Annotated in this window: 25 protein-coding genes; 10 read left to right on the top strand and 15 right to left on the bottom strand. The window is 66.2% G+C overall.

What is annotated here, in order from left to right; translation table 11 throughout:
- Nucleotides 1-58: 58 nt before the first annotated feature.
- Together AWC06_RS20425 and AWC06_RS20420 are read right to left on the bottom strand one after the other, a co-directional pair.
- Complete coding sequence (locus tag AWC06_RS20425; protein WP_085199790.1) at nt 59-799, bottom strand: hypothetical protein; 741 nt, start codon at nt 797-799, stop codon at nt 59-61.
- 16 nt (nt 800-815) lie between these two features.
- On the bottom strand, nt 816-1,184 hold the full coding sequence (locus AWC06_RS20420) for a hypothetical protein (protein WP_085199789.1): 369 nt from the start codon (nt 1,182-1,184) through the stop codon (nt 816-818).
- A gap of 293 nt (nt 1,185-1,477) precedes the next feature.
- Here AWC06_RS20420 and sucB point away from each other — a divergent pair, with 293 nt between their 5' ends.
- The 5 genes from sucB to AWC06_RS20395 all read left to right on the top strand — a co-directional run bounded on the left by sucB (nt 1,478) and on the right by AWC06_RS20395 (nt 6,585).
- Nucleotides 1,478-3,217, top strand: coding sequence for a 2-oxoglutarate dehydrogenase, E2 component, dihydrolipoamide succinyltransferase (sucB, locus tag AWC06_RS20415; RefSeq protein ID WP_085200082.1), 1,740 nt, complete (start codon nt 1,478-1,480; stop codon nt 3,215-3,217).
- 4 nt (nt 3,218-3,221) lie between these two features.
- On the top strand, nt 3,222-4,133 hold the full coding sequence (locus AWC06_RS20410; RefSeq protein WP_085199788.1) for a TIGR01777 family oxidoreductase: 912 nt from the start codon (nt 3,222-3,224) through the stop codon (nt 4,131-4,133).
- Between the two features lie 100 nt (nt 4,134-4,233).
- Entirely contained in the window at nt 4,234-4,899 is a 666-nt protein-coding gene (gene lipB / locus AWC06_RS20405; RefSeq protein WP_085199787.1) for a lipoyl(octanoyl) transferase LipB, read from the top strand.
- Nucleotides 4,896-5,828, top strand: a complete 933-nt coding sequence (lipA, locus tag AWC06_RS20400; RefSeq protein WP_085199786.1) for a lipoyl synthase — start codon at nt 4,896-4,898, stop codon at nt 5,826-5,828. The genes lipB and lipA overlap by 4 nt, the downstream gene beginning before the upstream one ends.
- A 4-nt stretch (nt 5,829-5,832) precedes the next feature.
- On the top strand, nt 5,833-6,585 hold the full coding sequence (locus AWC06_RS20395; protein WP_085199785.1) for a DUF4191 domain-containing protein: 753 nt from the start codon (nt 5,833-5,835) through the stop codon (nt 6,583-6,585).
- A gap of 10 nt (nt 6,586-6,595) precedes the next feature.
- Here AWC06_RS20395 and AWC06_RS20390 read toward each other — a convergent pair whose 3' ends face one another.
- Complete coding sequence (locus AWC06_RS20390; RefSeq protein WP_085199784.1) at nt 6,596-7,027, bottom strand: RDD family protein; 432 nt, start codon at nt 7,025-7,027, stop codon at nt 6,596-6,598.
- Nucleotides 7,028-7,225: 198 nt separating this feature from the next.
- On the opposite strand from AWC06_RS20390, the gene glnA (AWC06_RS20385) reads away from it, so the two are divergent.
- Entirely contained in the window at nt 7,226-8,662 is a 1,437-nt protein-coding gene (glnA, locus tag AWC06_RS20385; protein ID WP_085199783.1) for a type I glutamate--ammonia ligase, read from the top strand.
- Nucleotides 8,663-8,703: 41 nt separating this feature from the next.
- Here the strand turns inward: glnA (AWC06_RS20385) and AWC06_RS20380 are convergent, their stop codons facing one another.
- From AWC06_RS20380 to AWC06_RS20365, 4 genes are all read right to left on the bottom strand, one after another.
- Nucleotides 8,704-8,979 carry a hypothetical protein gene (locus AWC06_RS20380; RefSeq protein WP_085199782.1) on the bottom strand — a complete coding sequence of 92 codons (276 nt, stop codon included), beginning with the start codon at nt 8,977-8,979 and terminating at the stop codon, nt 8,704-8,706.
- A gap of 132 nt (nt 8,980-9,111) precedes the next feature.
- Nucleotides 9,112-9,570: a universal stress protein gene (locus AWC06_RS20375; protein WP_085199781.1), complete on the bottom strand. Its 459-nt coding sequence runs from the start codon at nt 9,568-9,570 to the stop codon at nt 9,112-9,114.
- 36 nt (nt 9,571-9,606) lie between these two features.
- Nucleotides 9,607-10,836, bottom strand: coding sequence for a hypothetical protein (locus AWC06_RS20370; RefSeq protein ID WP_085199780.1), 1,230 nt, complete (start codon nt 10,834-10,836; stop codon nt 9,607-9,609).
- Nucleotides 10,837-10,953: 117 nt separating this feature from the next.
- The gene (locus tag AWC06_RS20365; RefSeq protein WP_227371057.1) at nt 10,954-13,635 is read right to left on the bottom strand and encodes an adenylate/guanylate cyclase domain-containing protein; all 2,682 of its coding nucleotides are present in this window, start codon (nt 13,633-13,635) and stop codon (nt 10,954-10,956) included.
- 85 nt (nt 13,636-13,720) lie between these two features.
- Between AWC06_RS20365 and AWC06_RS20360 the strand changes: the two genes are divergently transcribed.
- The 4 genes from AWC06_RS20360 to AWC06_RS20345 are packed head-to-tail and all read left to right on the top strand — an operon-like array spanning nt 13,721 to nt 16,917.
- Entirely contained in the window at nt 13,721-15,541 is a 1,821-nt protein-coding gene (locus tag AWC06_RS20360) for a fatty acyl-AMP ligase (protein WP_085199778.1), read from the top strand.
- A gap of 9 nt (nt 15,542-15,550) precedes the next feature.
- Nucleotides 15,551-16,012 (top strand): DoxX family protein, encoded by a 462-nt coding sequence (locus AWC06_RS20355; RefSeq protein WP_085199777.1) that lies wholly within the window; start codon nt 15,551-15,553, stop codon nt 16,010-16,012.
- Nucleotides 16,013-16,023: 11 nt separating this feature from the next.
- A complete protein-coding gene (locus AWC06_RS20350) occupies nt 16,024-16,449 on the top strand; it encodes a helix-turn-helix transcriptional regulator (RefSeq protein WP_085200081.1) in 426 nt (141 codons plus the stop codon).
- Nucleotides 16,450-16,479: 30 nt separating this feature from the next.
- Complete coding sequence (locus AWC06_RS20345; RefSeq protein ID WP_085199776.1) at nt 16,480-16,917, top strand: VOC family protein; 438 nt, start codon at nt 16,480-16,482, stop codon at nt 16,915-16,917.
- On the opposite strand, the gene mddA is transcribed toward AWC06_RS20345, so the two are convergent.
- From mddA to glnA (AWC06_RS20305), 8 genes are read right to left on the bottom strand one after another with little or no spacing between them, the layout of a single operon-like run.
- Nucleotides 16,878-17,678, bottom strand: coding sequence for a methanethiol S-methyltransferase (mddA, locus tag AWC06_RS20340; RefSeq protein ID WP_085200080.1), 801 nt, complete (start codon nt 17,676-17,678; stop codon nt 16,878-16,880). The two genes, AWC06_RS20345 and mddA, sit on opposite strands and share 40 nt — an antisense overlap.
- A gap of 54 nt (nt 17,679-17,732) precedes the next feature.
- The gene (locus AWC06_RS20335) at nt 17,733-19,280 is read right to left on the bottom strand and encodes an HD domain-containing phosphohydrolase (RefSeq protein ID WP_085199775.1); all 1,548 of its coding nucleotides are present in this window, start codon (nt 19,278-19,280) and stop codon (nt 17,733-17,735) included.
- A 31-nt stretch (nt 19,281-19,311) separates the two neighbouring features.
- Nucleotides 19,312-20,442 carry an epoxide hydrolase family protein gene (locus AWC06_RS20330; protein WP_085199774.1) on the bottom strand — a complete coding sequence of 377 codons (1,131 nt, stop codon included), beginning with the start codon at nt 20,440-20,442 and terminating at the stop codon, nt 19,312-19,314.
- A complete protein-coding gene (locus tag AWC06_RS20325) occupies nt 20,439-20,672 on the bottom strand; it encodes a hypothetical protein (protein WP_211282001.1) in 234 nt (77 codons plus the stop codon). Before AWC06_RS20325 ends, AWC06_RS20330 begins: the two co-directional genes overlap by 4 nt.
- Nucleotides 20,673-20,713: 41 nt before the next feature.
- Nucleotides 20,714-21,568, bottom strand: coding sequence for a TIGR03619 family F420-dependent LLM class oxidoreductase (locus tag AWC06_RS20320; protein WP_085199773.1), 855 nt, complete (start codon nt 21,566-21,568; stop codon nt 20,714-20,716).
- Nucleotides 21,565-22,176 (bottom strand): PaaI family thioesterase, encoded by a 612-nt coding sequence (locus AWC06_RS20315; protein ID WP_085199772.1) that lies wholly within the window; start codon nt 22,174-22,176, stop codon nt 21,565-21,567. Before AWC06_RS20315 ends, AWC06_RS20320 begins: the two co-directional genes overlap by 4 nt.
- Nucleotides 22,177-22,209: 33 nt before the next feature.
- Nucleotides 22,210-25,179: a bifunctional [glutamine synthetase] adenylyltransferase/[glutamine synthetase]-adenylyl-L-tyrosine phosphorylase gene (locus AWC06_RS20310; RefSeq protein WP_085199771.1), complete on the bottom strand. Its 2,970-nt coding sequence runs from the start codon at nt 25,177-25,179 to the stop codon at nt 22,210-22,212.
- Nucleotides 25,180-25,208: 29 nt separating this feature from the next.
- Nucleotides 25,209-26,549 carry a type I glutamate--ammonia ligase gene (gene glnA / locus AWC06_RS20305; RefSeq protein ID WP_085199770.1) on the bottom strand — a complete coding sequence of 447 codons (1,341 nt, stop codon included), beginning with the start codon at nt 26,547-26,549 and terminating at the stop codon, nt 25,209-25,211.
- Between the last annotated feature and the right edge of the window lie 43 nt (nt 26,550-26,592).

Below are 26,592 nucleotides of genomic sequence, written 5' to 3'. Positions count from 1 at the left end.
CGCTGGGGCATACCCGCCGACATGGCTGACCAATCGGCTCAGGGCCGCATCGGCTCGGTTACCGGCGTAGAGCCGGCCTCTGAAACCACCGAATCTTCTGCCGCCAGGCCTGCGCCGAGGTCAACGCGAAAACTGCGCCGCACAGGCAGGCGAACAGCCACGTCAGGAATGCGCCCGTCTGGCCCTGGGTCGGCGGAATCAGCGCAGTGGTGATCCGCACCATGCACGCGGTGATCCCGCTTGCGCACGCAACCAGATACAGGTTTGCGATGCGCCTCGAGCGTGGGTCCTTCCGCAGGACCAGCAGGGCGCGGGAGCCGTACACCAGTAGGTAAGCGAGGGTTGTACAGAGCAAAAGCCAATAGACGCTCAGCCAAAAGTCCGTGCGCAGCGCGAAGAAGTCACGCGCGTATGTCCGGCTGCCGCGACTCAGCGAAAAAGTAGCCAGCAACAATGGAATACACAGCGTGGCGGGGCGCTCCACGAACTGCTTGAACTTCGTCTGCATGACGGTGTCGTAAGCAAGCCGACCCAGCGCGTTGTAGACGATCGCCGAGGCCGCCACGATGTAGCAGTCGTGCCCGATGTAGTTCTGCAGATTCCACTCGCCGGTGAGATCGTGCAGGGTGACCCCGAGCGTTTCCGACGCGAACGGTGACATCAGTGCGACCGCACACCCCTGCAACGCGATGTTGAGCGTTGCGGCCACCTCCCACCGGCAATGCCAGGTGACCCGCCGGATCCAGAGGCTCCACGAAATGGATGCCAGGGTGATGATGATGAGAGCGGTCAGAGCCATGGTGTACGAACGGGATCTACAGTGGGGGCGCGTCGGGCCGCGGGCGCCATTCCTCGATTCTTGCCAGCTTGTGAGCGGTCTTCACTTGAGAATTCGCCGACACCGGTTGTGCATCCGAGTGTCCACGGATCTCTTCGGCCAAGGTGAGGACCTCTGCGGGTTCGATGAAACGGTAGCGGGTCAGCAGCTCGGCGCGGTTGATGCCCAGATTCGCTGCGGCCGTTCGCAGGTTGTCCGCAGTTATCAGGGTTCCCTTGTCGAGCTGGTCGTAGTACGTGGAGCGGCGCAACTCCATCGCCGTCCAGATTTCTTCTCTGCTGAGGGAGCGGCCCGTCAGGTATGAGAGGACCGTGGCGAGCTCTTTGCCCCTGTCGTCGGGGTACACGCGAGCAACATATCCGGTTTTTCGGCATTTCAATCCAAAACGTCTCAATGGTCAAATAGTTATTCAGCCGCTCGTCGCCCTCGATCCAGAAGTCAGGACCTTACGTCCGATTACCCGGATACCTGACGTTGCCGGGCATTCGGGTGCCGGGCCGCTCCGCCCTGGATGTGTGCCGGCAACGCCGCGTGACAGGATGGTTTGGAGAATCGCTTGGGTGCCTGCCGTACACGACGCTGTGGTAAGCCAGAGGTCAGCCCGTGCCGACCGACCGATCCATCGAGGAGTCAACAGAGATGGCCTTCTCAGTTCAGATGCCGGCACTCGGTGAGAGCGTGACTGAGGGAACCGTCACACGCTGGCTCAAGCAAGAAGGCGACACGGTCGAACTCGACGAACCCCTGCTCGAAGTCTCCACCGACAAAGTGGACACCGAGATCCCGTCGCCCGCGGCCGGCGTGCTGACCAAGATCATCGCCCAAGAGGACGACACCGTTGAAGTCGGCGGCGAGCTGGCCATCATCGGGGAGAGTACGGAAGGCCAGGGAGCGGCTGAGCAACCCGCCGCTGAGCCCGCCCCCGAACCACAACCGCAGACCGAGCCGCAACCGCAGCCGGAGCCCGAGCCGCAGCCGGCAGCTGTGTCGGCGACCGATGGGCAAGGCGAAACCGGCGCCACCCAGCCGGTGCTGATGCCCGAACTCGGCGAATCGGTCACCGAGGGCACGGTGACTCGCTGGCTGAAGAAGGTCGGCGACTCGGTCGAGGTCGACGAGCCCCTGGTGGAAGTGTCCACCGACAAGGTCGACACCGAGATCCCGTCACCGGTGGCAGGCACCCTGGTCAGCATCACCGCCGACGAAGACGACACCGTCCCGGTGGGCGGCGAGCTGGCGAAGATCGGCACCGGCGCCCAAACCGCGGCCGCGCCCGCACCCCAGCCCGAAGCCCCAGACCAGCGGCCGGCGCCAGCGGCCCAGCCGGCCCCGCCGCCGGCACCGTCGCCGCAACCGCAGCCGGCACCCGAGCCGGAAGCCAAGCCCGAGCCCGCGCCGCAACCACCACAGCCGCCGAGTGAGCCGGCGGCTACCGCCGCCGCGACCCCGTATGTCACCCCGTTGGTGCGAAAACTGGCCGCCGAGAACAACATCGATCTCACCCAGCTGCGCGGAACCGGCGTGGGAGGACGGATCCGCAAGCAAGATGTGCTGGCCGCCGCAGAAGCGAAGAAAGCTCCGGCACCCGAGCCGACGGCGCAGGCGCCGGCCGCCCCAGCACCCAGCGTCCCCACGCCCGCGCCGGCGCTGGCTCATCTGCGGGGCACCACCCAGAAGGCCAGCCGGATCCGCCAGATCACCGCGAAGAAGACCCGCGAATCCCTTCAGGCCACCGCACAGCTCACCCAGACCCACGAGGTCGACATGACCAGGATCGTGGCGTTGCGGGCCAGGGCCAAAACCGCGTTCGCCGAACGCGAGGGCGTGAACCTGACCTATCTGCCGTTCATCGCCCGCGCAGTGATCGACGCGCTCAAGATCCATCCCAACATCAATGCGAGCTACAACGAGGAAACCAAGGAGATCACCTACTACGACGCCGAGCACCTCGGCTTCGCCGTCGACACCGAGCAGGGCCTGCTCTCCCCCGTCATCCACAACGCCGGCGACCTGTCGCTTGCCGGGCTCGCGCGCGCGATCGCCGACATCGCCGCCCGTGCGCGCTCGGGCGACCTCAAGCCTGACGAGCTGTCCGGCGGCACATTCACGATCACCAACATCGGCAGCCAGGGTGCGTTGTTCGACACGCCCATCCTGGTGCCGCCGCAGGCCGCCATGCTGGGCGCCGGCGCCATCGTCAAACGGCCACGGGTCGTCGTCGACGACACCGGCAACGAGTCCATCGGGGTGCGATCGGTGTGCTACCTCCCGCTGACCTACGACCACCGCCTGATCGACGGCGCCGACGCCGGCCGGTTCCTCACCACCATCAAGAATCGGCTCGAAGAAGGCGCGTTCGAGGCCGATTTGGGACTGTGACAACGTGGCCAAGGCCGTCATTGCGATCGCGGGTTCGTCCGGACTGATCGGTTCGGCGCTGGTGACAGCGCTGCGCACGGCCGATCACCGAGTGCTGCGGATCGTGCGGCGAGCGCCGGCGAATGGCACTGAGCTGCATTGGGATCCCGACAGCGGCGAATTCGACGCCGGCGCGCTGCGCGGAGTCGACGCCGTTGTCAACCTGTGCGGCATAAACATCGGGCAGCGACGCTGGTCGGGGGCGTTCAAACAGAACCTGCGCGACAGTCGCATCACGCCAACCGAAGTGCTGTCGGCCGCAGTCGCCGAAGCGGGCGTCGGTGTGCTGGTCAACGCCAGCGCAGTCGGCTATTACGGCGACACCAAGGACCGGGCAGTCGACGAAAGCGGTTCGGTGGGAACGGGTTTCCTGGCTCAGCTGTGTCACGACTGGGAGGCTGCCACCGCCGCCGCCGTTCAGGCCGGCACGCGTGTCGTGCTGGCCCGCACCGGATTGGTGCTGGCCGCGTCGGGCGGCGCGCTGCGCCGGCTGCGCCCGCTGTTCTCCGTCGGCCTTGGTGCCCGCCTGGGCAACGGCCGCCAATACATGTCGTGGATCACCCTCGAAGACGAGGTGCGGGCGCTCCAGTTCGTCCTCTCCCACACAGGGCTGTCCGGGCCGGTGAACCTCACCGGCCCGGCGCCGGTCACCAACGCCGAGTTCACCGCGGCACTGGGCCGAGCGGTGAACCGGCGCACGCCGCTGATGCTGCCCGGGTTCGCGGTGCGCGCAGCCCTCGGCGAGTTCGCCGAGGAGGGGCTGCTGTGGGGACAGCGGGTGATCCCCGCCGCACTCGAGCGCGCTGGTTTTCAGTTCCACCACAAGACCATCGGCGAGGCGCTGCGGTATGCGACCGCGCAGCCCGCGGTCGCCTAGTACCGATGGGCGCCGCGAGACAGAAGCGTGGGTTGTGACATTGGGGCCAACCACAGCCGTGGCTTCCGTCTCGCGGAGCGGTCGCCTGTAGCCTCGTTCTGTGAGCTCCATCCGCTCGAGCGCGGCGCCGATCGACGTGCGTCAACTGGGGACGGTGGACTACGTCGAGGCGTGGCAGCTGCAACGAGAATTGGCCGATGCTCGGGTGGCAGGCGGTCCCGACACGCTGCTGCTGCTCGAGCACCCGTCGGTCTACACCGCCGGTCGCCGCACGCTGCCGCGAGAGCGACCAATAGCCGGCACGCCCGTCGTCGACACCGACCGCGGCGGCAAGATCACCTGGCACGGCCCCGGGCAGCTCGTCGGCTACCCGATCATCGGGTTGTCCGAACCACTTGATGTGGTCAATTATGTTCGGCGCCTTGAGGAATCGCTGATCGCGGTGTGCACCGAGTTGGGTCTGGATGCCGGCCGCGTCGATGGGCGTTCCGGAGTCTGGATCCCCGGGCGGCCTGCGCGCAAGGTCGCCGCCATCGGGGTTCGGGTGTCGCGGGCGACGACGTTGCATGGGTTCGCCCTCAACTGCGACTGCGACCTCGACGCCTTCCAGAAGATCGTGCCGTGCGGCATCACCGACGCCGGGGTGACGTCGATAACCGCCGAGATGGGCCGCGATGTCGGGGTCGACGACGTCCGGATACGCGTCGCCGAAGCGGTGTGCGACGCCTTAGACGGCCGGCTTGCCCGCGTAGCATCGCCGTTGTGACCGTTGCTCCGGAAGGCCGGAAACTGCTGCGTCTGGAAGTACGCAACGCGCAGACACCGATCGAGCGCAAGCCGCCGTGGATCAAGACCCGCGCGCGGATGGGCCCGGAATACACGGAGCTGAAGAACCTGGTCCGCCGCGAAGGTCTGCACACCGTGTGCGAGGAAGCCGGTTGCCCGAACATCTACGAATGCTGGGAAGACCGCGAGGCCACGTTCCTCATCGGTGGCGAGGTGTGCACCCGTCGCTGCGATTTCTGCCAGATCGACACCGGCAAGCCCGCCGTCTTGGACCGCGACGAACCACGCCGAGTCGCCGAAAGCGTGCACGCCATGGGCCTGCGGTATGCCACGGTCACCGGAGTGGCCCGCGACGACCTGCCCGACGGGGGCGCCTGGCTGTACGCCGAAACCGTGCGCGCCATCAAAAGACTCAACCCGGTGACCGGCGTCGAGCTGTTGATCCCCGATTTCAACGGTGACCCCGAGCGGCTGCGGCAGATCTTCGAGGCTGAGCCGGAAGTGTTGGCCCACAACGTCGAAACGGTGCCGCGCATCTTCAAGCGGATCCGGCCTGCGTTCTCCTATCAGCGCAGTCTCGATGTGCTGACCGCGGCCCGCGACTTCGGGCTGGTCACCAAGAGCAACCTCATCCTCGGCCTGGGCGAGACGCCCGACGAGGTGCGCACCGCCCTGGCGGATTTGCGCGAGGCCGGTTGCGACATCGTCACCATCACCCAATACCTGCGGCCGTCGGCGCGGCACCACCCCGTCGAGCGCTGGGTCACGCCGGAGGAGTTCGTCGAATACTCCGACTACGCCGAGCAGCTGGGATTCGCCGGTGTGCTGGCGGGACCGCTGGTACGGTCGTCGTATCGGGCCGGCCGGCTTTACCAGCGGGCCGTGCAGACGCGCCCCGCCGTATCCTGAACCAATGGCACGACCCCGCAACGCCGCCCAGAACAAAGCCGCCCGAGCCGAAGCCAAAGCCGCCCGCAAAGCGGCCGCCAAGGAGCGTCGCACTCAGCTCTGGCAGGCGTTCAACATGCAACGCAAAGAGGACAAGCGCCTGCTGCCCTACATGATCGGAGCATTCGTGCTGATCGTGGGGATATCGGTGGCGGTCGGGGTGTCCGCCGGCGGATTCACCACGGTCACGATGATCCCGCTGGGCGTGGTGCTGGGAGCGCTGGTGGCGTTCATCATCTTCGGCCGGCGCGCGCAACGGACGGTGTACCGCAAGGCCGAAGGCCAAACCGGGGCCGCGGCATGGGCTCTGGACAACCTGCGTGGCAAGTGGCGCTTCACCCCCGGGGTGGCCGCCACCGGCAATTTCGACGCCGTGCATCGGGTGATCGGCCGGCCCGGGGTCATCCTGGTGGCCGAGGGCTCGGCGACGCGGGTCAAGCCGCTGCTGGCCCAGGAGAAAAAGCGCACCGCCCGGGTGGTCGGCGATGTCCCGATCTACGACATCATCGTCGGCAACGGCGACGGCGAAGTGCCGCTGGCCAAACTGGAACGCCACCTCACCCGGTTGCCGGCGAACATCACCGCCAAGCAGATGGACGCGCTTGAGTCCCGGCTGTCCGCGCTGGGTTCGCGGGCCGGGCCGGCGGCGATGCCGAAGGGCCCAATGCCGACCGCCGCCAAGATGCGCGGCGTGCAGCGGACCGTACGTCGCCGCTAGCGCTGTACGTTCAGCGTCGTGCCACGGCGGTGCCGGTTAGCCGGTCCTGCAGGCCGCGGCCGTCGGCATCGATGAACAACGCGGGGATGACGAACCCGATCAGCACCCCGCGCAGCACGGCCCGCCCCAACCCGACGTGCATTCGTCCGTCGACCGACACCACCCGAAGCCCCAGGGCGAATTGGCCCGGGGTGAATTCGAACAACCGGACGGCGACCGCGCCCAGCACCAACCAGATGACCAAAACCGCAGTCGACAGCACTCCCAATGAGATCAGCCCGAACGTCATCGCCAGGGCGGCCAGCCCGTAGGCCACCAACCAGTCGACCAGCAGCGCCGCCAACCGCCGACCCATTCCGGCGAGCGAGTACGGCATGTCGGTGGGCAACCCGGACGCTCCGCCGGACGGGCCGGACAGCCAGGATCCGATGCTGCGGGCCATGGCCCCACAATAAGGCGATGTCTACCCAACTTCCGCGGCCAACGGCGCGGTCGCGTAACGTCAGCGCAACACGGGGTTGACCCTTGGGCAACATCACCTCCATAGCGTCTGGTCGGGCGATCAGTCAACGGCCGAGTAAAGGAGAGCGCTTCAATGACCGCAGTAGATTCGAGGCCTGAAGTAAAGGAGAGCGCTTCGGTGTCCGACAAGACGGCCGACGACGTCATCAAGCTCATCAAGGATGAGAAGGTCCAGTACGTCGACGTCCGGTTCTGTGATCTGCCTGGCGTCATGCAGCACTTCACGATCCCGGCTTCAGCATTCGACCAGAAGTTTTTCGAGAACGGGGTGGCGTTCGACGGGTCGTCGATTCGCGGATTCCAGTCGATCCACGAGTCCGACATGCTGCTGCTGCCCGACCCCGGAACCGCGCAAATCGACCCGTTCCGCGAAGCGAAGACGCTGAACCTCAACTTCTTTGTGCACGACCCCTTCACCCTCGAGCCGTATTCGCGCGACCCGCGCAACATTGCCCGTAAGGCCGAGAGCTACCTCAAGAGCACCGGCATCGCCGACACCGCCTACTTCGGCGCCGAGGCCGAGTTCTACATCTTCGACTCGGTGGCGTTCGACTCGACGACCAACAGCGCGTTCTACGAGGTCGACGCGATCTCGGGCTGGTGGAACACCGGCAGCGCGACCGAGGCGGACGGCAGCCCCAACCGCGGCTACAAGGTCCGGCCGAAGGGCGGTTACTTCCCGGTTGCCCCCAACGACCAGTACGTCGACCTGCGCGACAAGATGCTGACCAACCTGATCAACGCCGGCTTCACGTTGGAGAAGGGCCACCACGAGGTGGGCAGCGGCGGACAGGCCGAGATCAACTACCTGTTCAACTCGCTGCTACACGCGGCCGACGACCTGCAGCTGTACAAGTACATCGTCAAGAACACCGCGTGGCAGAACGGCAAGACGGTCACCTTCATGCCCAAGCCGCTGTTCGGCGACAACGGGTCCGGCATGCACACCCACCAGTCGCTGTGGAAGGACGGCAGCCCGCTGATGTACGACGAGATGGGCTATGCCGGCTTGTCCGACTTGGCCCGCCACTACATCGGCGGCCTGCTGCACCACGCCCCGTCGCTGCTGGCGTTCACCAACCCGACGGTCAACTCTTACAAGCGGTTGGTGCCCGGCTTCGAAGCCCCGATCAACCTGGTGTACAGCCAGCGCAACCGGTCGGCGTGTGTGCGCATCCCGATCACTGGCAACAATCCGAAGGCCAAGCGGCTGGAGTTCCGTTGCCCCGACTCGTCGGGCAACCCGTACCTGGCGTTCTCGGCGATGATGATGGCCGGCATCGACGGCATCAAGAAGAAGATCGAGCCGCAGGCACCGGTCGACAAGGACCTCTACGAGCTGCCGCCGGAAGAGGCCGCGAACATCCCGCAGGCCCCGACCTCGCTGGCCGCGGTGATCGACCGCCTCGAGGAAGACCACGAATACCTCACCGAGGGTGGGGTTTTCACTTCCGACCTGATCGAGACGTGGATCGCCTACAAGCGCGAGAACGAGATCCAGCCGATCAACGTCCGGCCGCATCCGCACGAATTCGCCTTGTACTTCGACGTATAAGTCGGCTAACCCTCTGACTCGTCAGAGTCCTCTCGAGCTTGTTATGGGAGGATCCGTTTGAACATGGCGGTGTACAACCAGTTCTCATAGCTCTGTTGGTTCATGGCCTGCACCGCGTTGCCTCTAGCCACAGCGCGGATGTTCAGGGGCACCATCGTGAAATTAACCATCTCCCACCCGACTTTGCCTAGTTCGTCCGCGAACGTCCCAAGCTCCTCGAGCGTGGACCTGGCTGCCCAGTTGTACTCCCACTTCGCGGGGCCCCAATTGCCGGTTTGGTCCAGCGCGTAACCCGGCCCGGGCCAAGGACTTCCCATGACCGGATCGTAGGGGGTATTCGTCCCGTAATAAGCCAGTACAGACGAACAAGAGGCGCAAATCTCAGCTTGACAGCACCGCTCGTCTATGAATCGCGCGCCAGGAGTGCGATGTTGCGCCGACCGCCTGCGTCAGTCGGTGGTGTGGACGATCAGCACGTCGACCTTGGCTTTGCGGGAGACTTCGGATGGAACTGATCCCAGCAGCCGCCCGGCGACGCTGCTGAGACCGACATTGCCGACTACCAGCAGGTCGGCATGGACCTCCTCGGCCAGGTCAACCAGCGCGTTGATCGGGGGGCCGACGACCGACCTCTCCTCCACGTTCTTGGCCCCGGCTTGGTGCGCCCGCTCCCTGGCGTTCTGCAGGATCGCGTAGATGGGAGCGTCGCCCACCGTCCGGTAGTCCGCGCCGTGGTCGCTCCCCGGCGGGACGGCGTAATGGCCGCGTTCCTGCTGGGCGGGGGGATGCGCTGTCGCAACGATCAAGTTCGCGCCGGTGTCCGCAGCGATCGCGCCTGCTCGGTCCACCGCACGCAGCGACGAGTCCGAGCCATCGGTGCCGACCACGACGGTCTGATATTCACTCATTTCCACTCCGTTAGATGAACTAGACCGGGCTACCGGTCAGGTCTGCGCTCCGTGTTCACGGCTGATCATCCAGGCGAGAAAGCACACTGCAACCGCCAACAGCCCGTAGATCAGCGCCGAGGGCCACCAGGGTTGGCTGGGTTGGGGCTCCTTGTAATTGGCCAGCGCCACCAAGAAGCTGCCGTTGTCGGTCGGCCCGATGCCCGGCAGCGACTGCGTCTTGGTCACCCTGATCTGGGCGTTGGTGCTGGGATCGTTGATCTGGCCCCAGGCAAAGGTGGAGTCGTCGAGCAGGAAGATGTCCCGGCTGCCCGCAGGTTGGCTGTCGTCGTGGCCCACCACCTCGACCCGCCCGACTTCCACGTTCTGGTCATCGGCGGGGACATCTGCCACGACGTCCTCGTACACGTCCCGGGGCGCCGGAGGCTTGTAGTCCGGTGGCGGTGGGCCGTCCCAACCATTGGGCGGCGGTATCCAGGCTCCGCCGTAGAAGCTGCCCGACGCCAGATAGCTGTCGCCGACTGCCGTGAACGGGAACACGCCAACGGTGGCGGCATCGAGCACGATCCGGCCGCCGGCCGGCACATAGGACTCTCGGTAGGCGCCGTTGTAGAAGTAGCGGAATGTCATCGCCTGATCGAGCGGGTTGTAGAGCATCGGACGGTGGTAGGCGTCGTAGTCGACGTAGTCCCAATGGCGGGGGCGCGCCAGCGCCTGGTTGTCGGCCTGCAGGACGTCGACGTTGTGCGCGTCGACCACGGTCTGCACCTGATGGTTGAAGTCAACCAGCTGCAGCATCTGGTTGACACCGGGATTGATGCGCGTCGCCGGTGCGGCCTTGGCAGCCGCGACCGCCTGCGGCGGCGCATCCAGCGTCTTCGGCGGTGGCACCGCCAGGGCGTTTCTCGGTGCCTCGGGCGGTAGCGGCTTGATCTTGGGGGCCTGCGCCGGCATCGTGCTCGGGGCCGGGACGACCTCTGTCACGCTCGGCTGCGCGGGTTCCGGCACAACGGGCAACGGCGGAGCCGGCGGAATCTCTACCGGCATCGTGCTCGTGGGCGCCTGGACCGGGCGGGACGGCGGGGGTCTGTCGCACACGTTGGGTGTGTGATACCGCTCCACCAAAAGCAGGCAGTTCTCGCAGGATGCGGGGTTGGCAAACTGGCCAGAGCATGGGGCCGCCTCCGCTACGCCTGGTGCGGTGACCACCACCGACAACGGCGCGAGAGCGATGGCGGTTGCCGCCGCAATCCCGAGTACTTTCATTCCCTGACCTTTTGCATTACCTGACAGTGTTGCACTTTCTCCCGATTGATACGGATCATGCCGCCAATGCATCCCCTGGGTAGCACCAGGGAAACCGGTATGCATGGTGTCCGGCGGCTATTTGACGACCGCGCCTAGTTCTGCTCGCGCCCGATCGATTTGGTCGTAGGCGTAGGTCGCCGTGGCCGCGATCGTCATCGTTTCGCCCTTGCGGGCCAGAGATTCATATGTCTGCTCCCCGAGCACCTCGCGGAGGTGTGCGATCACAGCGTTGATTTTGGGAAACGTGACGGCAGTCAGGGGGCTGAATGCGAAACCGGCAATGATGGCGGCTGGTTCGTAGTGTTCGAGCCGGTCGAGGAGGATCGCCAGGTTCGTGAAAGGCGAGCGGAGAGTGACGATGTTGCCGGAATCGTGCAAATGGCGGATCGCGAAACTGATGTGATCGAGCGCCGACAGCGGATCGTCGCGCTCGACTTCAACTTGCGCGAGATTGGCAGCTATGTGGCTCTCGTTGAAGCGGTTGCCGCTTTCGTGCGCGATCGCCAGGCCTCGGTGCATCGCCTCGGCTGCGCGCCGGGGGTCGGCGTTGCGCCAGGCGAAGCCGTAGCCCATCAACGCCAACGAGAGTGCATACGGATTGCCGGTGGCTTCGGCGGCATCGGGTAGACCGTCAGCGGCGGCGATTGCCTCGTCATCACGACCCGCGATTGTCAATGCCATGACCAGAAACGACGTGATGTTGACGTGCGCATCGCGCGTTCGGGATAGCACGGCACGGCACCATTCGACTGACCGATCGGGCTGACCGATGGCTATATACGGATTGCTGAGAAGACCTTCGTAGCCGAATGGGAGCTCACGGCGGCGACCTTCGAGGATCGCTGTCTCGCCGGCGTTGCTGTACCGCAGGGCCTCCTCGATCCGTCCGACGAACCAGCACTGTGTCGCTGTCGCGTACAGGAATACCAGCCGACGGTGATCGACTGCGCGCGCGGACTCGACCAACTCTGCGGCCCAGGCCGTGGGTTCGTAGTTTTCGACGCAGAAGCCGAGTACAGCCGCGTAGGTGGCGATGATGGCGGCGTCGTCGAGGTCGCCCTGATCGGCGGCCCACCGAAACGCGGTGCGGAGGTTGGCCAGCTCGGTGCTGAACCAGTCGTACGCCTCACGCTGACGGGGGCTGTCCCATAGAGCCAGGATGTCGGCCTCCTTTCCGGCGAAGTGGTGCGCATGCGCTGCGCGAGCATCTTCCGCCGCACCGCTGGCCACGAGTTGTTCCTCGGCGAATTGCCGAATGGTTTCCAGCATCGAAAACCTGGTCCGCCCGGACGACCGGTCGACCGCGAGCAGCGATTTGCGTACCAATGCATCGAGCAGATCCAGGACCGTGTACTCGTCCGATTCACCGTATCCGACCACCGCACAAGCGCTTTCGAGGTCGAAACCGCCGGCGAACACCGAACACCGCTGCAACAAGGTCTTTTCCGCGCCGTCGAGCAGGTCGTAAGACCACGACACCGCATGGCGCAACGTATGGTGGCGTTCCAGTCCGCGCCGCGAACCAACCAGCAGTCGAAATCGATGACCAAGACGGTCTCGTACCTCGCTGGCGGTCATCGACGCCATCCGCGATGCCGCCAATTCGATCGCCAAAGGAATCCCGTCCAGCCGCTGGCAGATCTCGGACACCGCCGCGGCCTCATCGCCGTCGACCACCGAGAAGCCCGGCGCAATGCCTTGTGCGCGTTCGACGAAGAGACGCGCCGCCGGAGAGTCGACGCCTGCTGTCGCATCCAGGGAGCGCACAGGTCGCACGCGTTCCTGGGCAAGCCCGAGGCCTTCTCGGCTGGTGGCCAATACTCGCACCGTCGTGGAATGCCCGAGGACCGCGTCGATCAAATCGGCGGCAGCATCGAGCATGTGTTCGCAGTTGTCGATCACCAGCAGTCGGATTCTGCCCGCCAACGAGGCGGCCACCGACTCGCTTACCGTCTTGCCGGGTTGTTGGGTGATGCCCAGCACGGCCGCCACCGCGTCTGGCACCGCCGCGGGATCAGTGACCGCTGCAAGCTCGAAAACCCAAACGCCGTCGGGAAATTCATCCGCCAGCTGCGCCGCGACTTCGACTGCGAGGCGTGTCTTGCCCACCCCACCTACCCCGGTCAGCGTCACCAATCGGTGAGACCGCACTGCGGCTTTGATCTCGTCGACCTCGGACGCGCGGCCGATCAAGCTGGTGGTCGCCGGGCGCAGATTTCCCGGAGTCGTGTCCAGCGTCCGCAATGGCGGAAAGTCACTGCGAAGGCCGGGTCCTCGGACCTGAAACATCCCGACTGGCATCGGTACATCCCGTAGCCGTTGCGGCCCCAGATCGACGAGGTCTACACCGGTCAGCAGACTCGCGGTCGACTCGGCCAGCAGGACCTGACCGCCATGGCCCGCGGCCATCACTCGCGCCGCCCGATTGAGTACGGCGCCAAAGTAGTCACTGTCGCGCAGTTCCGCCTCGCCGGTCGCCAGCCCCATCCGCACCGGCAACTCCAAGGCCCGCTGGGCAGCCACTGCGGCATCCACCGCCGCCATCGGGGAGTTGAACGCCGCGCACACCCCGTCGCCGGTGTGCTTGAACAGGAATCCACCGTGGCACTCGATCGTCGAGCGCAACACCTCATCGTGAGCAGCGAGCGCCTTACGCATCCCATCCGCGTCCGTCTCCCACCGACGGGTCGAACCCTCAATGTCGGTGAACAGAAACGTCACGACGCCCGAAGGGGCAGCCGCCGGCCGATCGGACACACCCGCAGAATGTCATAACAAACCCCGTTTCACCTCGAACATCGCAGGAACGGCCCAGACAACGGAATTGCCTACACTTTTGGTCATGGATCGCGGTTCCCGACCCGAAGGCCCTGGACTGCTCCAGATCGAGGACTGCCTGGACGCCGACGGTGGCGTTGCCTTGCCGCCGGGTGTCACGCTGATCTCGCTCATCGACCGCAACATCGCCAATGTCGGTGACTCGGTGGCCTATCGCTACCTGGATTTCACCGGCGCGGTTGAGCCACAGGCCATCGAGGTGACCTGGACGCAATTCGGTGTCCGGTTGCAAGCCATCGGCGCGCATATACAGCAAGCTGCAGACCGCGGTGAGCGGGTTGCGGTCCTCGCGCCGCAGGGCATCGACTACGTTGCCGGGTTCTACGCGGCGGTCAAGGCGGGCACCATCGCGGTGCCGTTGTTCGCCCCCGAATTGCCCGGGCACGCCGAACGTCTGGACACGGCGCTGCGCGATTCCGAGCCCGTTGTCGTGCTGACGACTACGGCGGCAAAAGACGCGGTGGATTACTTTCTGGCCAACCACCCGCACCTCCGGGCACCGAGAGTCATCGCCATCGACCAGATTCCGGACTCGGCCGCCGAACTGTTTGTCCCCACCGAGCTGGGCATGGACGACGTGTCCCACCTGCAGTACACCTCGGGCTCGACGCGGCCGCCGGTCGGTGTGGAAATCACCCACCGGGCGGTCGGGACCAACCTGGTGCAGATGATCCTCTCGATCGACCTGCTGGACCGAAACACCCACGGCGTCAGCTGGTTACCGCTCTACCACGATATGGGTTTGTCGATGATCGGCTTCCCAGCGATATACGGAGGACACTCCACGCTGATGTCCCCGACTGCCTTTGTGCGCAGGCCGCAGCGCTGGATTCACGCGTTGTCCGCCGGCTCCCGGGAAGGCCGCGTGGTGACTGCGGCGCCGAACTTCGCCTACGAGTGGACCGCGCAGCGCGGCCTACCCACACACGGCGAGGACGTCGACCTCAGCAACGTCGTGATGATCATCGGTTCCGAACCGGTCAGCATCGATGCGATCAGAACCTTCAACAAAGCGTTTGCGCCCTATGGATTACCGCGCACCGCGTTCAAACCGTCGTACGGCATCGCGGAGGCGGCGCTGTTCGTCGCGACCATCGCCCCGACCGCCGAGCCAACCGTCGCCTATTTCGACCGCGAACAACTGGGCGCCGGCCACGCGGTCCGCGTCGCGGCGGATGCGCCCAACGCCGTGGCGCATGTGTCCTGCGGACAGGTGGCGCGCAGCCAGTGGGCCGTGATCGTCGACCCAAATACCGCGAGCGAACTACCAGACGGTGAGGTCGGCGAAATCTGGTTGCAGGGCAATAACATTGGCCGCGGCTACTGGGGCCTGCCCGACGAGACCCGCGTCAGCTTCGGCGCCAAGCTGGCCTCGCGGCTCGCAAACGGCAGCCACGCCGACGGCTCGAACGTCGACGGCACCTGGCTGCGGACCGGGGATCTGGGTTTCTATCTGGACGGCGAGCTCTACGTCACCGGCCGCATCGCGGATCTGGTGACCATCGACGGCCGTAACCACTACCCGCAGGACATCGAGGCCACCGCTGCGGAGGCCTCGCCAATGGTACGGCGTGGCTACGTGACCGCGTTCTCGGTGCGGGACAACGAACTGGTGATCGTTGCCGAACGCGCAGCCGGCACCGGCCGCGCCGATCCGCAGCCCGCCATCGAGGCGATAAGGGAAGCGGTAGCGCACCGGCATGGTCTGCGCGTCGGCGAGGTGCGGCTGCTACCGGCCGGCGCCATCCCCCGCACCACCAGCGGCAAGCTCGCCCGTCGGGCCTGCCGCGCCCAATACCTCAGCGGCGCACTGGGCGTGCATTAAGGTCGGCGCATGACGCGCAACCTCGACGCAAGGCTCAACTCCTATTGGCCGACGGCCCTGGCCGTATTCCGAGTGGTTTTTGGGCTGCTGTTCGTGTGCCACGGCCTGTCCAAGCTGATCGGCTGGCCGGCGCCGCAGACCGTTCCGGTGGGCGAATGGCCGGGTTACTACGCGGCATGGATCGAGCTGATAACCGGCGCGCTGGTCACCGTCGGCCTGTTCACCCGGGCCGCCGCCTTCGTGGCGTGCGGCGAGATGGCGGTCGCCTACTTCACTCAGCACTTCCCGCACGGATTCTTCCCGATCGTCAATCAAGGTGAGCTGGCGGTGCTTTACTGCTTCGCCTTCCTGCTCTTGATCTTCATCGGTGCGGGCCCTTACGCGCTGGACACCAGGCGGAGCCGCTGGCGTTCGACGGCGGCACCCCGGACCCGCCAGCGACGTTGGAATCGGCGGTTCCTGCGGCGGTGACCGTGGCCGACATGCCTGTTGCCCGACATCTCTTGCGGGCGAAGGACTTAGTGGACAGCCGGTACTTCGAACCGCTGGCGGTCGCGACGATGGCCGACGCCGCCGGCCTGTCGAAGGCGCACTTCAGCCGAGAATTCAGCAGGACCTTCGGCGAGACTCCCCATCAATATCTGCTGACCCGTCGGCTCGAACGCGCCGCGGCGCTGCTGCGCACCACGGACTGGCCGGTTTCCCGGATCTGCTTCGCCGTTGGGTGGGGAAGCATCGGATCGTTTACCACCAGCTTCCACCGGATGTTCGGCCAGTCCCCCACCGGCTACCGCGCCGCATGGCCACCCGCTGCCCGGTACGTCCGAATCCCGCTCTGTGTCGCCAAGGCATACGCTCGGCCGAAAAACCGCACGTTTCGAGAAGACGCCGGCAGCGAAGTTTCTTAGGCTTCCTCACACCACTTACGAGGAGGACCGTTGCTCAGGATCGCCAATGCCCAGTTCTGGGTGCATGACCAAGACGACGCGCTCAACTTCTACACCAAGACCCTGGGCTGGGAAGTCCGGTCCGACGTCACCATGGAGGCTTGGCAGTTTCGCTGGCTGGTGGTGGCGCCGCCGGGCCAGCCCGACGTGGGCTTGGTGCTGATGCCGGTGCCGGGACCACCGATGCTCGACGCGGATGCCAGTGCCGCGCTGTCGGAGCTGATTGCCAAGGGCGCCGGCGGAACCCTGTTCCTGGAGACCGACGACTGCCAGGCGACGTATGACGAGTTGTCGCGTCGGGGTGTCGTCTTCAACGACCCGCCGACGGCGCAGCCCTACGGGATCGACACGTCGTTTCGCGACCCGTCGGGCAACAACATCCGTTTGACTCAGGTTCTCGAGTTCGATCCGGCCCGAACCTCGACCTGAGGAAGCGTCGGTCGCCGCCGGCGGGCCCTCGGCACAAGCATCGGCACCTCTCGGCGGTAGCTGCTGTACTGCGGGCCCAACTGCGCCACCAGGTCTCGCTCTTCGAACTGCACCGCGATCAGGATGTATCCGGCGGTCGCGACCGCGAACATCAGATGACCGGCCGTCATCGTCGGCGTCGCCCAGAACGCCACGATAAAACCGAGCATCAACGGGTGACGCACGACCCGGTACAGCAGCGGCGTACGAAAACCGGTGTCGCTGTGCAGTTTTCCGCGCCACACCAGATACACCTGGCGCAGGCCGAACAACTCGAAATGGTTGAGCATGAACGTGGTGGCCAGCACCGTCACCCAGCCGGCCCAGAACAACGCCCACAATCCCTGCCGAAGCACCGGGATGTCGATGTCCCAGATCTCGGCGGGCAGCGACCGCCACTGCCAATACAGCAGGAGCAGCAGCAGGCTCGCGAACAGCACATAGGTGCTGCGCTCAATCTGCTGCGGCACGACTCGCGTCCACCACCGCTTGAACGCGGGCCGGGCCATCACGCTGTGCTGGATCGCGAACAGGGCGAGCAGCAGTGTGTTCACCACGACCGCCTGTCCGACGGGCGCGGCTATCGCGTGATCAACGCTGCGGGGCACTGCAATGTCCCCGACAAAGCCGATCGCATACAGGAAAGCCACCAGGAATACCAGGTAGCACAGTGCGCCGTAACCGATCGTTACGGCGCGTTTGAACGTCGTCGCATTGGTCATGCGCTGATGCTGCACAGCACCGCCGCCCGGCACATGAGGCGTTTGCCTCAAATTTCAGGTGCCGGCGGGAGTGACGAGGCCGTGCTGCAGCGCGTACATGCTGGCGCCGATGCGGTTGGACACCCCGATCTTGGCGTAGGTGCGTTCGATGTGGTTGCGGGCCGTCTTCTCGCTGATCACCAGCGAGGCTGCGATCTCCTTGTTGGAGGCACCGCGAGCGACCAGAGTGAGCACTTCGATCTCGCGGGGGGTCAAACCGCCGGGCCGTACGTTGGGTCGTTCTCGACGACGCCCGGCCGCATGCAGAACCGCGTCCACCGCAACCGGATCGAGGGCACCGTCCCGCGCGCCTTGGCGCAGCCGCTGCTCGGCCACCTCCGGTGCGAGTTCCGCGCGGTACGGGCGCGGTTCCCGCGCCGACTGGTAGCTGACCGCCGCGGCCAGCAGGCGGTCCGGCAGGCCCAGCGAGCTGCCGGCAAGGCCGCGCGGGTAGCCGGCGCCGTCAACGCGCTCATGGTGATTGCCGGCGAGCTGGGTCACCCGCTCCAGGCCGCCGACTTGACTGAGGATCCGGACGGTGAAGTAGGGATGCAGTCGCACCCGCTCGAATTCGCTCGCGGTCAAGGAACGCGGCGCCGACCAGATCTGGTTCGACACCCCGATGCGGCCCAGGTCGTGGACGTATCCGGCGCGGCGGATCAATGCCATCGTGTCGTCGTCGAGATCGACGGCGGCCGCGGCGTCGGCGGCCAGTTGCGCGACGGCTTGCGAATGTCCCAGGGTGAAAGGGCATTTGAGGTCGACGAAGTCGCCCAGGGCGATAAGCAGGGAGTCCAGCGACTGCCCGTCCAGCCGTTGGTGACGATCCGGTGCTTCGCGCAGCGCCGCGGCCCAAACGTCCCCGGTCGTGGGGCCGGCGAGCAATGCGTCGGCATTTTCGATGAAGACGTCGACGATGTGCGGGTCGAACTGGCCACCGCGCCGGCTGCGGGCCATCGCCGCTGCGCCGTCAATGCCGTAGGTGCGGTGGTGGATCTCCGCCATGTCGGCAAGCTGCGCGATGCGCATCGGTACCGGAATGGCCTCGCCGCCAGCACCGTTGGGCAGGCCGCCGCCGTCGTACCGCTCGAACGCGAATCCCAGCGACGCCTGTACGTCGGCGCCCAAACCGATCCGCTCCGCGAGCACACTCGCCGAGGCACAGTGCGAGTGGACCAGCTGCGACAGGTGTCCGCGCGCGTTGGCGAAAAGCGTCGCCATCACCGTCAGCCGTCGCAGCAACGGCTCACCGCGAGCGACATTGCCGAGCAGGAAACGCAGATACGGCAGCCCGGACCAGTCCACCAGAGCCGAGTCCCGCCGTACGGCGATGTCATCTCCGAACCACCGTGCGTATTCGTGCGATTCGGCGTGACATCCGATCCACATGACCAGATTCGTGTAGTAGACACAGTCACGCTGATCGCGCTCGAGCCCCAGCCGGTCGGCGATCCTGGTGCCGATCAGCGCAGCGCGCAACATGTGCTCGCTGGGCTGCCCCAGACCGAGGTCGATCGCCACCGACAGCGCCGCCAGTAACTCAGCACGACTGGGCGAAGTCATCTGTTGATTCTGCCGTGCCGCGGCGCTGTCGTCAGCGGAAGTTCGCGAAGAACGCGCGGACGTCGTCGACGAACAGCTCCGGTTGCTCGAATGCGGCGAAATGCCCGCCGCGTGGCATCGCCGACCAATGCGTGACGTTGTAGATCGACTCGCACCAACTCCGCGGAGACTTCAACAGCTCTCCGGGGAAAGCGGCTACGCCGGTAGGCAATTCGACCCGATCCATTTCGCCCCAGACCTTGAAGCTCTCCCAATACAAGCGGGCCGAGGAAGCGGCGGTGCCGGTCACCCAGTACACCATCACGTTGTCGAGCAGTTCGTCTCTGCTGAGCACATTCTCGGGATGCCCATCGCAATCCATCCACGCCCAGAACTTCTCGATGATCCACGCCATTTGTCCCACAGGGGAGTCGACGAGTCCGTAGCCGAGCGTCTGGGGTCGGGTGGACTGCTGCTTGGAATAGCCTGTGCCCCATCGCCGGTGCTCCGCCAACGCCGCCAGGGCACGCTGCTCTTCCTCGGTTGGGTTGGCGAGCGCTTCGGCCGTGGGTCTGCCGATCGGCATGTTCAGGTGGATGGCGACGCAGTGCCCGCGGTTGCGGCCCATTTGCGTTGTCACCGCGGCACCCCAGTCGCCGCCCTGCGCGCCGTAGCGGTCGTAGCCAAGACGCCCCATCAGCGTCTCCCACGTCTGCGCGATCTTCTCGACACCCCAGCCGGTCCGGGTTGGCTTGCCGGAGAACCCGTACCCGGGTAGCGAAGGGCAGACGACGTGGAATGCGTCCTCGGCGCGGCCCGACGCCGGGTTGACCAGCGGCTCGATCACCTTGTGGAACTCCACGATCGACCCGGGCCAGCCGTGGGTGATCACCAGCGGGAAGGCGTCGTGGTGCGGGGATCGCTGGTGGATGAAGTGAATGTCGAGCCCGTCGATCTCGGTGGTGAAGTGGTCGAATCGGTTCAACGCGGCTTCGCGGGCGCGCCAGTCGTAGCCGTCGGCCCAGTAATCGGCCAAGTCACGCGTGTACGCCAGCGGCATGCCCTGGCTCCAGTCGTCGACACATTCGGCTTCCGGCCAACGGGTACGCGCAAGCCGTGTCCGCAGGTCGTCGAGGATTTCGCTGCCGACGTCGATGCGAAAAGGACTGACGTCGGGGGTCACAGAATGCGGCGAGGTGACCTGCCCACGTGGTAGCCGGCCGGGAAGGACATCTCGATCACCCGAAGCTGGTGATTGGCTTTCGACTCGAGCTCGAGGACGACGCAGCTTTCACCGACGGCTTTGGACTCGAGAACTATGTAGTGCTGACCGCCACCGTTGACGTCGGTGATCGGGTCACCTGAGCGCAATGCCTCAACGGGCACCAGTTCGGGGGTTATGTGTGACTCCACGTTGCAAACGGTAGGGCATGCCGGCGGTCGAGGGAACAGTTTCACTGCACGAGGTCCTTGCGGAACCGTCGCATGCCGTCGATTTTCTCGGCCAGCGTCGCATCCGGTCCGGCGTAGAACATCCACGGCATGGTCAGGATGCCGGTGATGCCGGCATCCTCCGCACGCTGGTAGTCGGCGATGGTGATGGCGTCGGTCAGCGGAGTGAGGATGGTGAAATCGTCCATCGGCAAACCGTTTTCGGCCCGCAGCGCACGCAGCCTCTCGGCGGCGGCAATAGCGCGGTCGAGCTTGATCAGATCGCCGATCCAGCCGTCGTGCCGGGCCGCGCGGCGTAACGCGATCTCGCTGAGTCCGCCGACATAGATCGGTATCCGCGGCGGCGTCGGCTGCATCTCCAGCCGCGGCGTCGAATAGAACCGGCCGTCGAACTCGGTCCAGCCCGGGGACCACAGCGCGGCCATCAGCTCGAGTATCTCGTCGGTGCGTTTGCCGCGGTCTTCGAACCGTTGCTCCATCAGCGCAAATTCGTCAGCGCACCAGCCCACACCCACACCGAGCTCCACGCGCCCGTCGGCGAGATAGGCCGCGGTACCGATGGCTTTCGCTGCCGAATAAGGATTGCGCATGCCCGGTATGTAGACCGTGGTGACGAACCGCAGCCGCGTCGTCACCTGTGCTAGCGCCCCGACCAAGACCCACGGGTCGGGCCATTCGGTGAACGGCTGCCAGCGCCGCTGCCCGTCCTTGGTGTAGGGGTACGGGGTGCTCAGCGTTTCCAAGTTGACGATGTGGTCGGGGATCCCGATGCCGTCGTACCCCAGCTCGTCGGCGGCCTTGGCGATCTCGACGATCTCTCGGGTGTTCAGGTATGCGCTGCTGATGTAGAACTTCATCCGGTTTCCCGCGCCCAGGCCGGCTGAATGAAGATGCCCTCGGCTTCGGCGGTGATTCCTTCGGCGTCGGAAAGATGGCCGGACACAAAGGTTTTGAAACCTTCGGTGCGTTCGACGGCGGCTTCGGCCCGAAGCCTGCCCAGTGGCGTGCCGCGCACATACCTGACCGTGATGGTTCCGGTGAACAGCGGCTTGGTCAGCCCCTCGCTGGCGGCCTCGCCGAGGACATGGTCGAGAATCAGCGCGCACACGCCGCCATGCACCAGTCCGGGCGGACCCTCGTAGGCGGCGTTGAGCGTGAATTCGCTCCAGCACCGGGTGCGGTCGCTGTCGTGCTGGATCGTCAGCGGCGGGGCGATCGGGTTGCGTAGACCGATCACCGCATTGCTCCATACCACTGGGCGCCCGTCCACGGCATAGCGCACCACCTGAGATTCGTCGCGCACTCTTCCGCGCAAGGCGTCGGTCGCCGTCTGGATTGCGGTGCGTGCCTGCCGAATGGTGTCCTCGTCGGCTTCGGTGCGAATGGTGGCGTCGATGAGTTCGCGCACGGCGTCGGTCAGCGGCCCGTATACCGCGGTCAGCCGGTCATGCTCGTCGGCGCTCATCACCTCGTACGGTGGTTTCACCCAACCCGCCTCTCAATCACCGAACACCTTGCCCACGACCGCTTTTGCGCGCCGCGTCACCCGCAGGTAGTTGTCCAGGAACTCGCCGCCGTCGCCGCCCTCCCACCCGGCGGCGACGGCCACGGCGTTGAGCTGGCGCCCGGGTCCGGGCAGCTGGTCGGTGGGCTTGCCGCGCACCAACACCAGCGCGTTGCGGGCCTTGGTGGCGGTCAGCCAGGCCTGCCGCAGCAGGTCGGCCTCGTCGGCGGGGATCAGCTCGGCCTCGGCGATGGCATCCAGGGTCTGCAGCGTCGAGGTGTTGTGCAGCGCCTCGATGGCGTGCGCATGGCGCAGCTGCAGCAGCTGCACGGTCCATTCGATATCGGCCAGGCCGCCGCGTCCCAGCTTGGTGTGGGTCTTGCGGTCGGCGCCGCGGGGCAGCCGCTCGGCGTCGATGCGGGCCTTCATGCGGCGGATTTCGTGCACCGCGTCCGCGGACACCCCGCCGGCCGGGTAGCGGACCTTGTCGGCCATCAGCAGGAACCGCTGACCTAGGTCGGCATCGCCGGCGACCGCGTCGGCACGCAGCAGCGCCTGGACCTCCCACGGCTCCGCCCATTGTTGGTAGTAGGCGGTGTACGAAGCCAGGGTGCGGACCAGTGGTCCATTGCGGCCTTCGGGCCGCAGATTCGCGTCGATTTCCAGCGGCGGATCCACGCTGGGCGTCCCCAAGAGCGTGCGAACCTGCTCGGCGATCGACACGGACCAGCGCACCGCTCGCGAGTCGTCGACACCGGCGGCTGGTTCGCACACGAACATCACGTCGGCGTCCGAGCCGTAACCCAGTTCGCGGCCGCCCAACCGGCCCATCCCGATGACCGCGACGGCGGCGGGCGCCTTGCCGCTTTCGGGGAGGTTGATCCGGATCACCGCGTCAAGCGCGGCTTGCAGCACCGCCACCCACACGGAAGTGAGCGCGCTGCACACGTCGGTGATCTCCAGCATGCCCAGCAGGTCAGCGGAGGCGACGCGGGCCAGCTCGCGACGGCGCAGGCTGCGCGCGACCGCGATGGCGCGCACCGGGTCAGCGTGTCGGGCGGCCGACGCCACCAGCGCGCCGGCCCCGGCCTCGGGCGCAACGTCGAGCAGCTTCGGTCCCGACGGGCCGTCGGCGTACTGCTGGATGACCTCCGGCGCGCGCATCAGCAGCTCCGGCACGTACGCCGATGTGCCGAGCACACGCATCAACCGCTTGGCCACCGCGGGCTTGTCGCGGAGCGTGGACAGATACCACCGCTGGCCGGCCAGAGCCTCACTGACCCGGCGGTAGGCCAGCAGCCCGGCGTCGGGGTCTGGTGTGTCAGAGAGCCAGTCCAACAGCCGGGGCAGCAGCACCGACTGCACCCGCCCGCGGCGGCCGCTGTGGTTGATCAGCGCGGCCAGGTGGGTCAACGCACTCTGCGGCCCGTCGTAGCCGAGCGCGGCCAGCTGGCGCTCGGCCGCCTCCGGCGTCATGCCGTGGGAGAACTCCAGCCCCGCCGGCCCGATCGACTCCAGCAGCGGTTGATAGAACAGTTTGGCGTGCAACCGTGACACCCGCAGGTTGTGGCGCTTCAGTTCTTCGCGCAGCACGCCCAGTGCGTCGTGGCGCCCGTCGGGACGGACATGGGCCGCGCGCGCCAGCCAGCGCAGCGCCTCGTCGTCCTCGGGAGCGGGCAGCATGTGGGTTCGCTTGAGCCGCTGCAACTGCAGCCGGTGTTCCAGCAGCCGCAGGAACTGGTAGGAGGCGATCAGGTTGGCGGAGTCGTCACGCCCGATGTAGCCGCCGCTGCCCAACGCGGACAGCGCGTCGACCGTGGATGCCACGTGCAGCGATTCGTCGTTGCGGCCGTGCACCAGCTGCAGCAGCTGCACCGCGAACTCCACATCGCGCAGCCCGCCGCTGCCGAGTTTGATCTCGCGGCTACGGACATCGGCCGGAACCAGCTCCTCCACCCGCCGTCGCATCGCCTGCACCTCGGGCACGAAGTCTTCGCGTTCACAGGCGTTCCACACCATCGGCATCAGCGCGGTCATGTACCGCTTGGCCAGCTCCGCGTCCCCGGCTGCCGGCCGGGCCTTCAGCAACGCCTGAAACTCCCAGGTCTTGGCCCAGCGCTGGTAGTAGGTCAGATGTGAGTCGACGGTGCGGACCAGCTCGCCGTGCCGGCCCTCCGGGCGCAGCGCCGCGTCGACTTCGAAGAAGGCCTCCGAAGCCACCCGCATCATCGCGCTGGCCACGCGGGTGGCCACCACGTCGGCGGGCTCGGCGACGAAGATCACGTCGACGTCGCTGACGTAGTTCAGTTCGCGCGCACCGCATTTGCCCATCGCGATGACCGCCAGCCGGGGCGGCGTGTCGTCACCGCAGACGGTGGCCTCGGCGACGGCCAGCGCAGCACCCAATGCGGCGTCGGCGATATCCGACAGGTGAGCGCCGACCATGGTGAACGGCAGCACCGGCTCGTCCTCGACGGCCGGCGCCAGATCCAGGGCGGCCAGCACCAGCAGCTGGTCGCGGTAGAGAGTCCGCAATTGGTCGATGCTTGCGCCGGTTGATGTTTCGGCGACGCAGTCGCTGAAGACGCGACGCAGCTGATCGGCCGACGGCAGTCGTACAGCGCCTTGCAGCAGACGCCATGACTGCGGGTGGGCGATCACGTGATCCCCCAGCGCCAGCGAGGACCCGAGCACGGCCAGCAGCCGGCCCCGCAGTCCGCGGTCGGTCAAGAGCGCGGCGTTGAGTTCGTCCCAGCCCGCATCGGCTGCCTCGGAAAGCCGGACCATCGCCTTCAGCGCGGCGTCGGCGTCGGGTGCCCGCGACAGCGACCACAACAGATCGACGTGGGCCTCGGTGTTCCACCCCAGCCGTGCCAGACTGTCGGCGGCGCGCGGATCGACCAACCCGAGCCGGCCGACGCTGGGCACGGTCGGGCGCTCCGTCACGGGTTTGGTCACGCCCACGACGTTAGCGCAGTGGGGTATGGGGGTGGTTATAGAGAAAGATAGGTCTTGAGTTCGAACGGCGTGACGTGGCTGCGGTAGTTCGCCCACTCCCTGCGCTTGTTGCGCAAGAAGAAGTCAAAAACGTGCTCCCCCAACGCTTCTGCGACCAATTCGGAGCTCTCCATGGCGCGAAGTGCGCCATCCAGGCTGGACGGCAGCTCGCGGTAGCCCATCGCGCGACGCTCCTCGGGCGTGAGGTCCCAGACGTTGTCTTCGGCTTGCGGGCCCAGCACGTAGTTCTTCTCCACGCCGCGCAATCCGGCCGCCAGCAGTACGGCGAACGTCAGGTAGGGGTTGCACGCCGAGTCGGGGCTGCGTACCTCGACCCGCCGCGAGGACGTCTTGTGCGGGCTGTACATGGGAATCCGGACCAGCGCAGAGCGGTTGGCGGCCCCCCACGACGCGGCCGTCGGGGCCTCCCCGCCGGTCACCAGCCGCTTGTACGAGTTGACCCATTGGTTGGTGACCGCGCTGATCTCGGAGGCGTGCTCCAGGATGCCCGCGATGAACGACTTGGCGACGTCGGAGAGCTGCAGCGAATCGTCGGGGCTGTGGAAGGCGTTGACTTCGCCCTCGAACAGGCTCATGTGCGTGTGCATCGCCGAGCCGGGATACTGCGCAAAGGGCTTGGGCATGAACGACGCCCGCGCCCCCTCCTCCAGCGCGACTTCCTTGATGACGTAGCGGAACGTCATCACGTTGTCGGCCATCGACAGCGCATCGGCGAAGCGCAGATCGATCTCCTGCTGACCGGGCGCGCCTTCGTGGTGGGTGAACTCGACCGAAATGCCCATGAATTCAAGGGCTTCGATCGCTCGCCGGCGGAAGTTCGACGCGGAGTCGTGCACGGCCTGGTCGAAGTAGCCGGCGTTGTCGGCGGGGATCGGCGCGGATCCGTCGTCGGGGCCGGGCTGCAAAAGGAAGAACTCGATTTCGGGGTGTACGTAGCAGGAGAAACCGAGCTCGTTGGCTTTGCCCAGCTGGCGGCGCAGCACATAACGCGGGTCAGCCCAGGACGGCGAGCCGTCGGGCATGGTGATGTCGCAGAACATCCGCGCCGAGTGATGGTGGCCCGAGCTGGTGGTCCAGGGCAGCACCTGGAAGGTCGACGGGTCGGGATGCGCGACGGTGTCGGATTCCGAGACGCGGGAAAAGCCCTCGATGGACGACCCGTCGAAGCCGATGCCTTCCTCGAAGGCCCCTTCGAGTTCAGCCGGCGCCACGGCGACCGACTTGAGGAATCCGAGCACATCGGTGAACCACAGCCGGACGAAACGGATGTCCCGTTCTTCCAGCGTGCGGAGCACGAATTCCTTCTGTCGATCCATAACGGAAACAGTATGCCCTTGCAGTTAATGCTGTGTTACCGGT

This window comes from Mycobacterium fragae (assembly GCF_002102185.1).
GTDB lineage: Bacteria > Actinomycetota > Actinomycetes > Mycobacteriales > Mycobacteriaceae > Mycobacterium > Mycobacterium fragae.
This window is presented reverse-complemented; position numbering and strand designations above follow the sequence as displayed.

Bases quoted from the DNA above. Each gene is read 5' to 3' on its own strand.
- AWC06_RS20425 (WP_085199790.1), bottom strand. From the start codon at position 799: ATGGCTCTGACCGCTCTCATCATCATCACCCTGGCATCCATTTCGTGG.
- sucB (WP_085200082.1), top strand. From the start codon at position 1,478: ATGGCCTTCTCAGTTCAGATGCCGGCACTCGGTGAGAGCGTGACTGAG.
- AWC06_RS20395 (WP_085199785.1), top strand. From the start codon at position 5,833: ATGGCACGACCCCGCAACGCCGCCCAGAACAAAGCCGCCCGAGCCGAA.
- AWC06_RS20390 (WP_085199784.1), bottom strand. From the start codon at position 7,027: ATGGCCCGCAGCATCGGATCCTGGCTGTCCGGCCCGTCCGGCGGAGCG.
- AWC06_RS20380 (WP_085199782.1), bottom strand. From the start codon at position 8,979: ATGGGAAGTCCTTGGCCCGGGCCGGGTTACGCGCTGGACCAAACCGGC.
- AWC06_RS20375 (WP_085199781.1), bottom strand. From the start codon at position 9,570: ATGAGTGAATATCAGACCGTCGTGGTCGGCACCGATGGCTCGGACTCG.
- AWC06_RS20370 (WP_085199780.1), bottom strand. From the start codon at position 10,836: ATGAAAGTACTCGGGATTGCGGCGGCAACCGCCATCGCTCTCGCGCCG.
- AWC06_RS20360 (WP_085199778.1), top strand. From the start codon at position 13,721: ATGGATCGCGGTTCCCGACCCGAAGGCCCTGGACTGCTCCAGATCGAG.
- AWC06_RS20355 (WP_085199777.1), top strand. From the start codon at position 15,551: ATGACGCGCAACCTCGACGCAAGGCTCAACTCCTATTGGCCGACGGCC.
- AWC06_RS20350 (WP_085200081.1), top strand. From the start codon at position 16,024: ATGCCTGTTGCCCGACATCTCTTGCGGGCGAAGGACTTAGTGGACAGC.
- mddA (WP_085200080.1), bottom strand. From the start codon at position 17,678: ATGACCAATGCGACGACGTTCAAACGCGCCGTAACGATCGGTTACGGC.
- AWC06_RS20335 (WP_085199775.1), bottom strand. From the start codon at position 19,280: ATGACTTCGCCCAGTCGTGCTGAGTTACTGGCGGCGCTGTCGGTGGCG.
- AWC06_RS20320 (WP_085199773.1), bottom strand. From the start codon at position 21,568: ATGAAGTTCTACATCAGCAGCGCATACCTGAACACCCGAGAGATCGTC.
- AWC06_RS20315 (WP_085199772.1), bottom strand. From the start codon at position 22,176: ATGAGCGCCGACGAGCATGACCGGCTGACCGCGGTATACGGGCCGCTG.
- glnA (WP_085199770.1), bottom strand. From the start codon at position 26,549: ATGGATCGACAGAAGGAATTCGTGCTCCGCACGCTGGAAGAACGGGAC.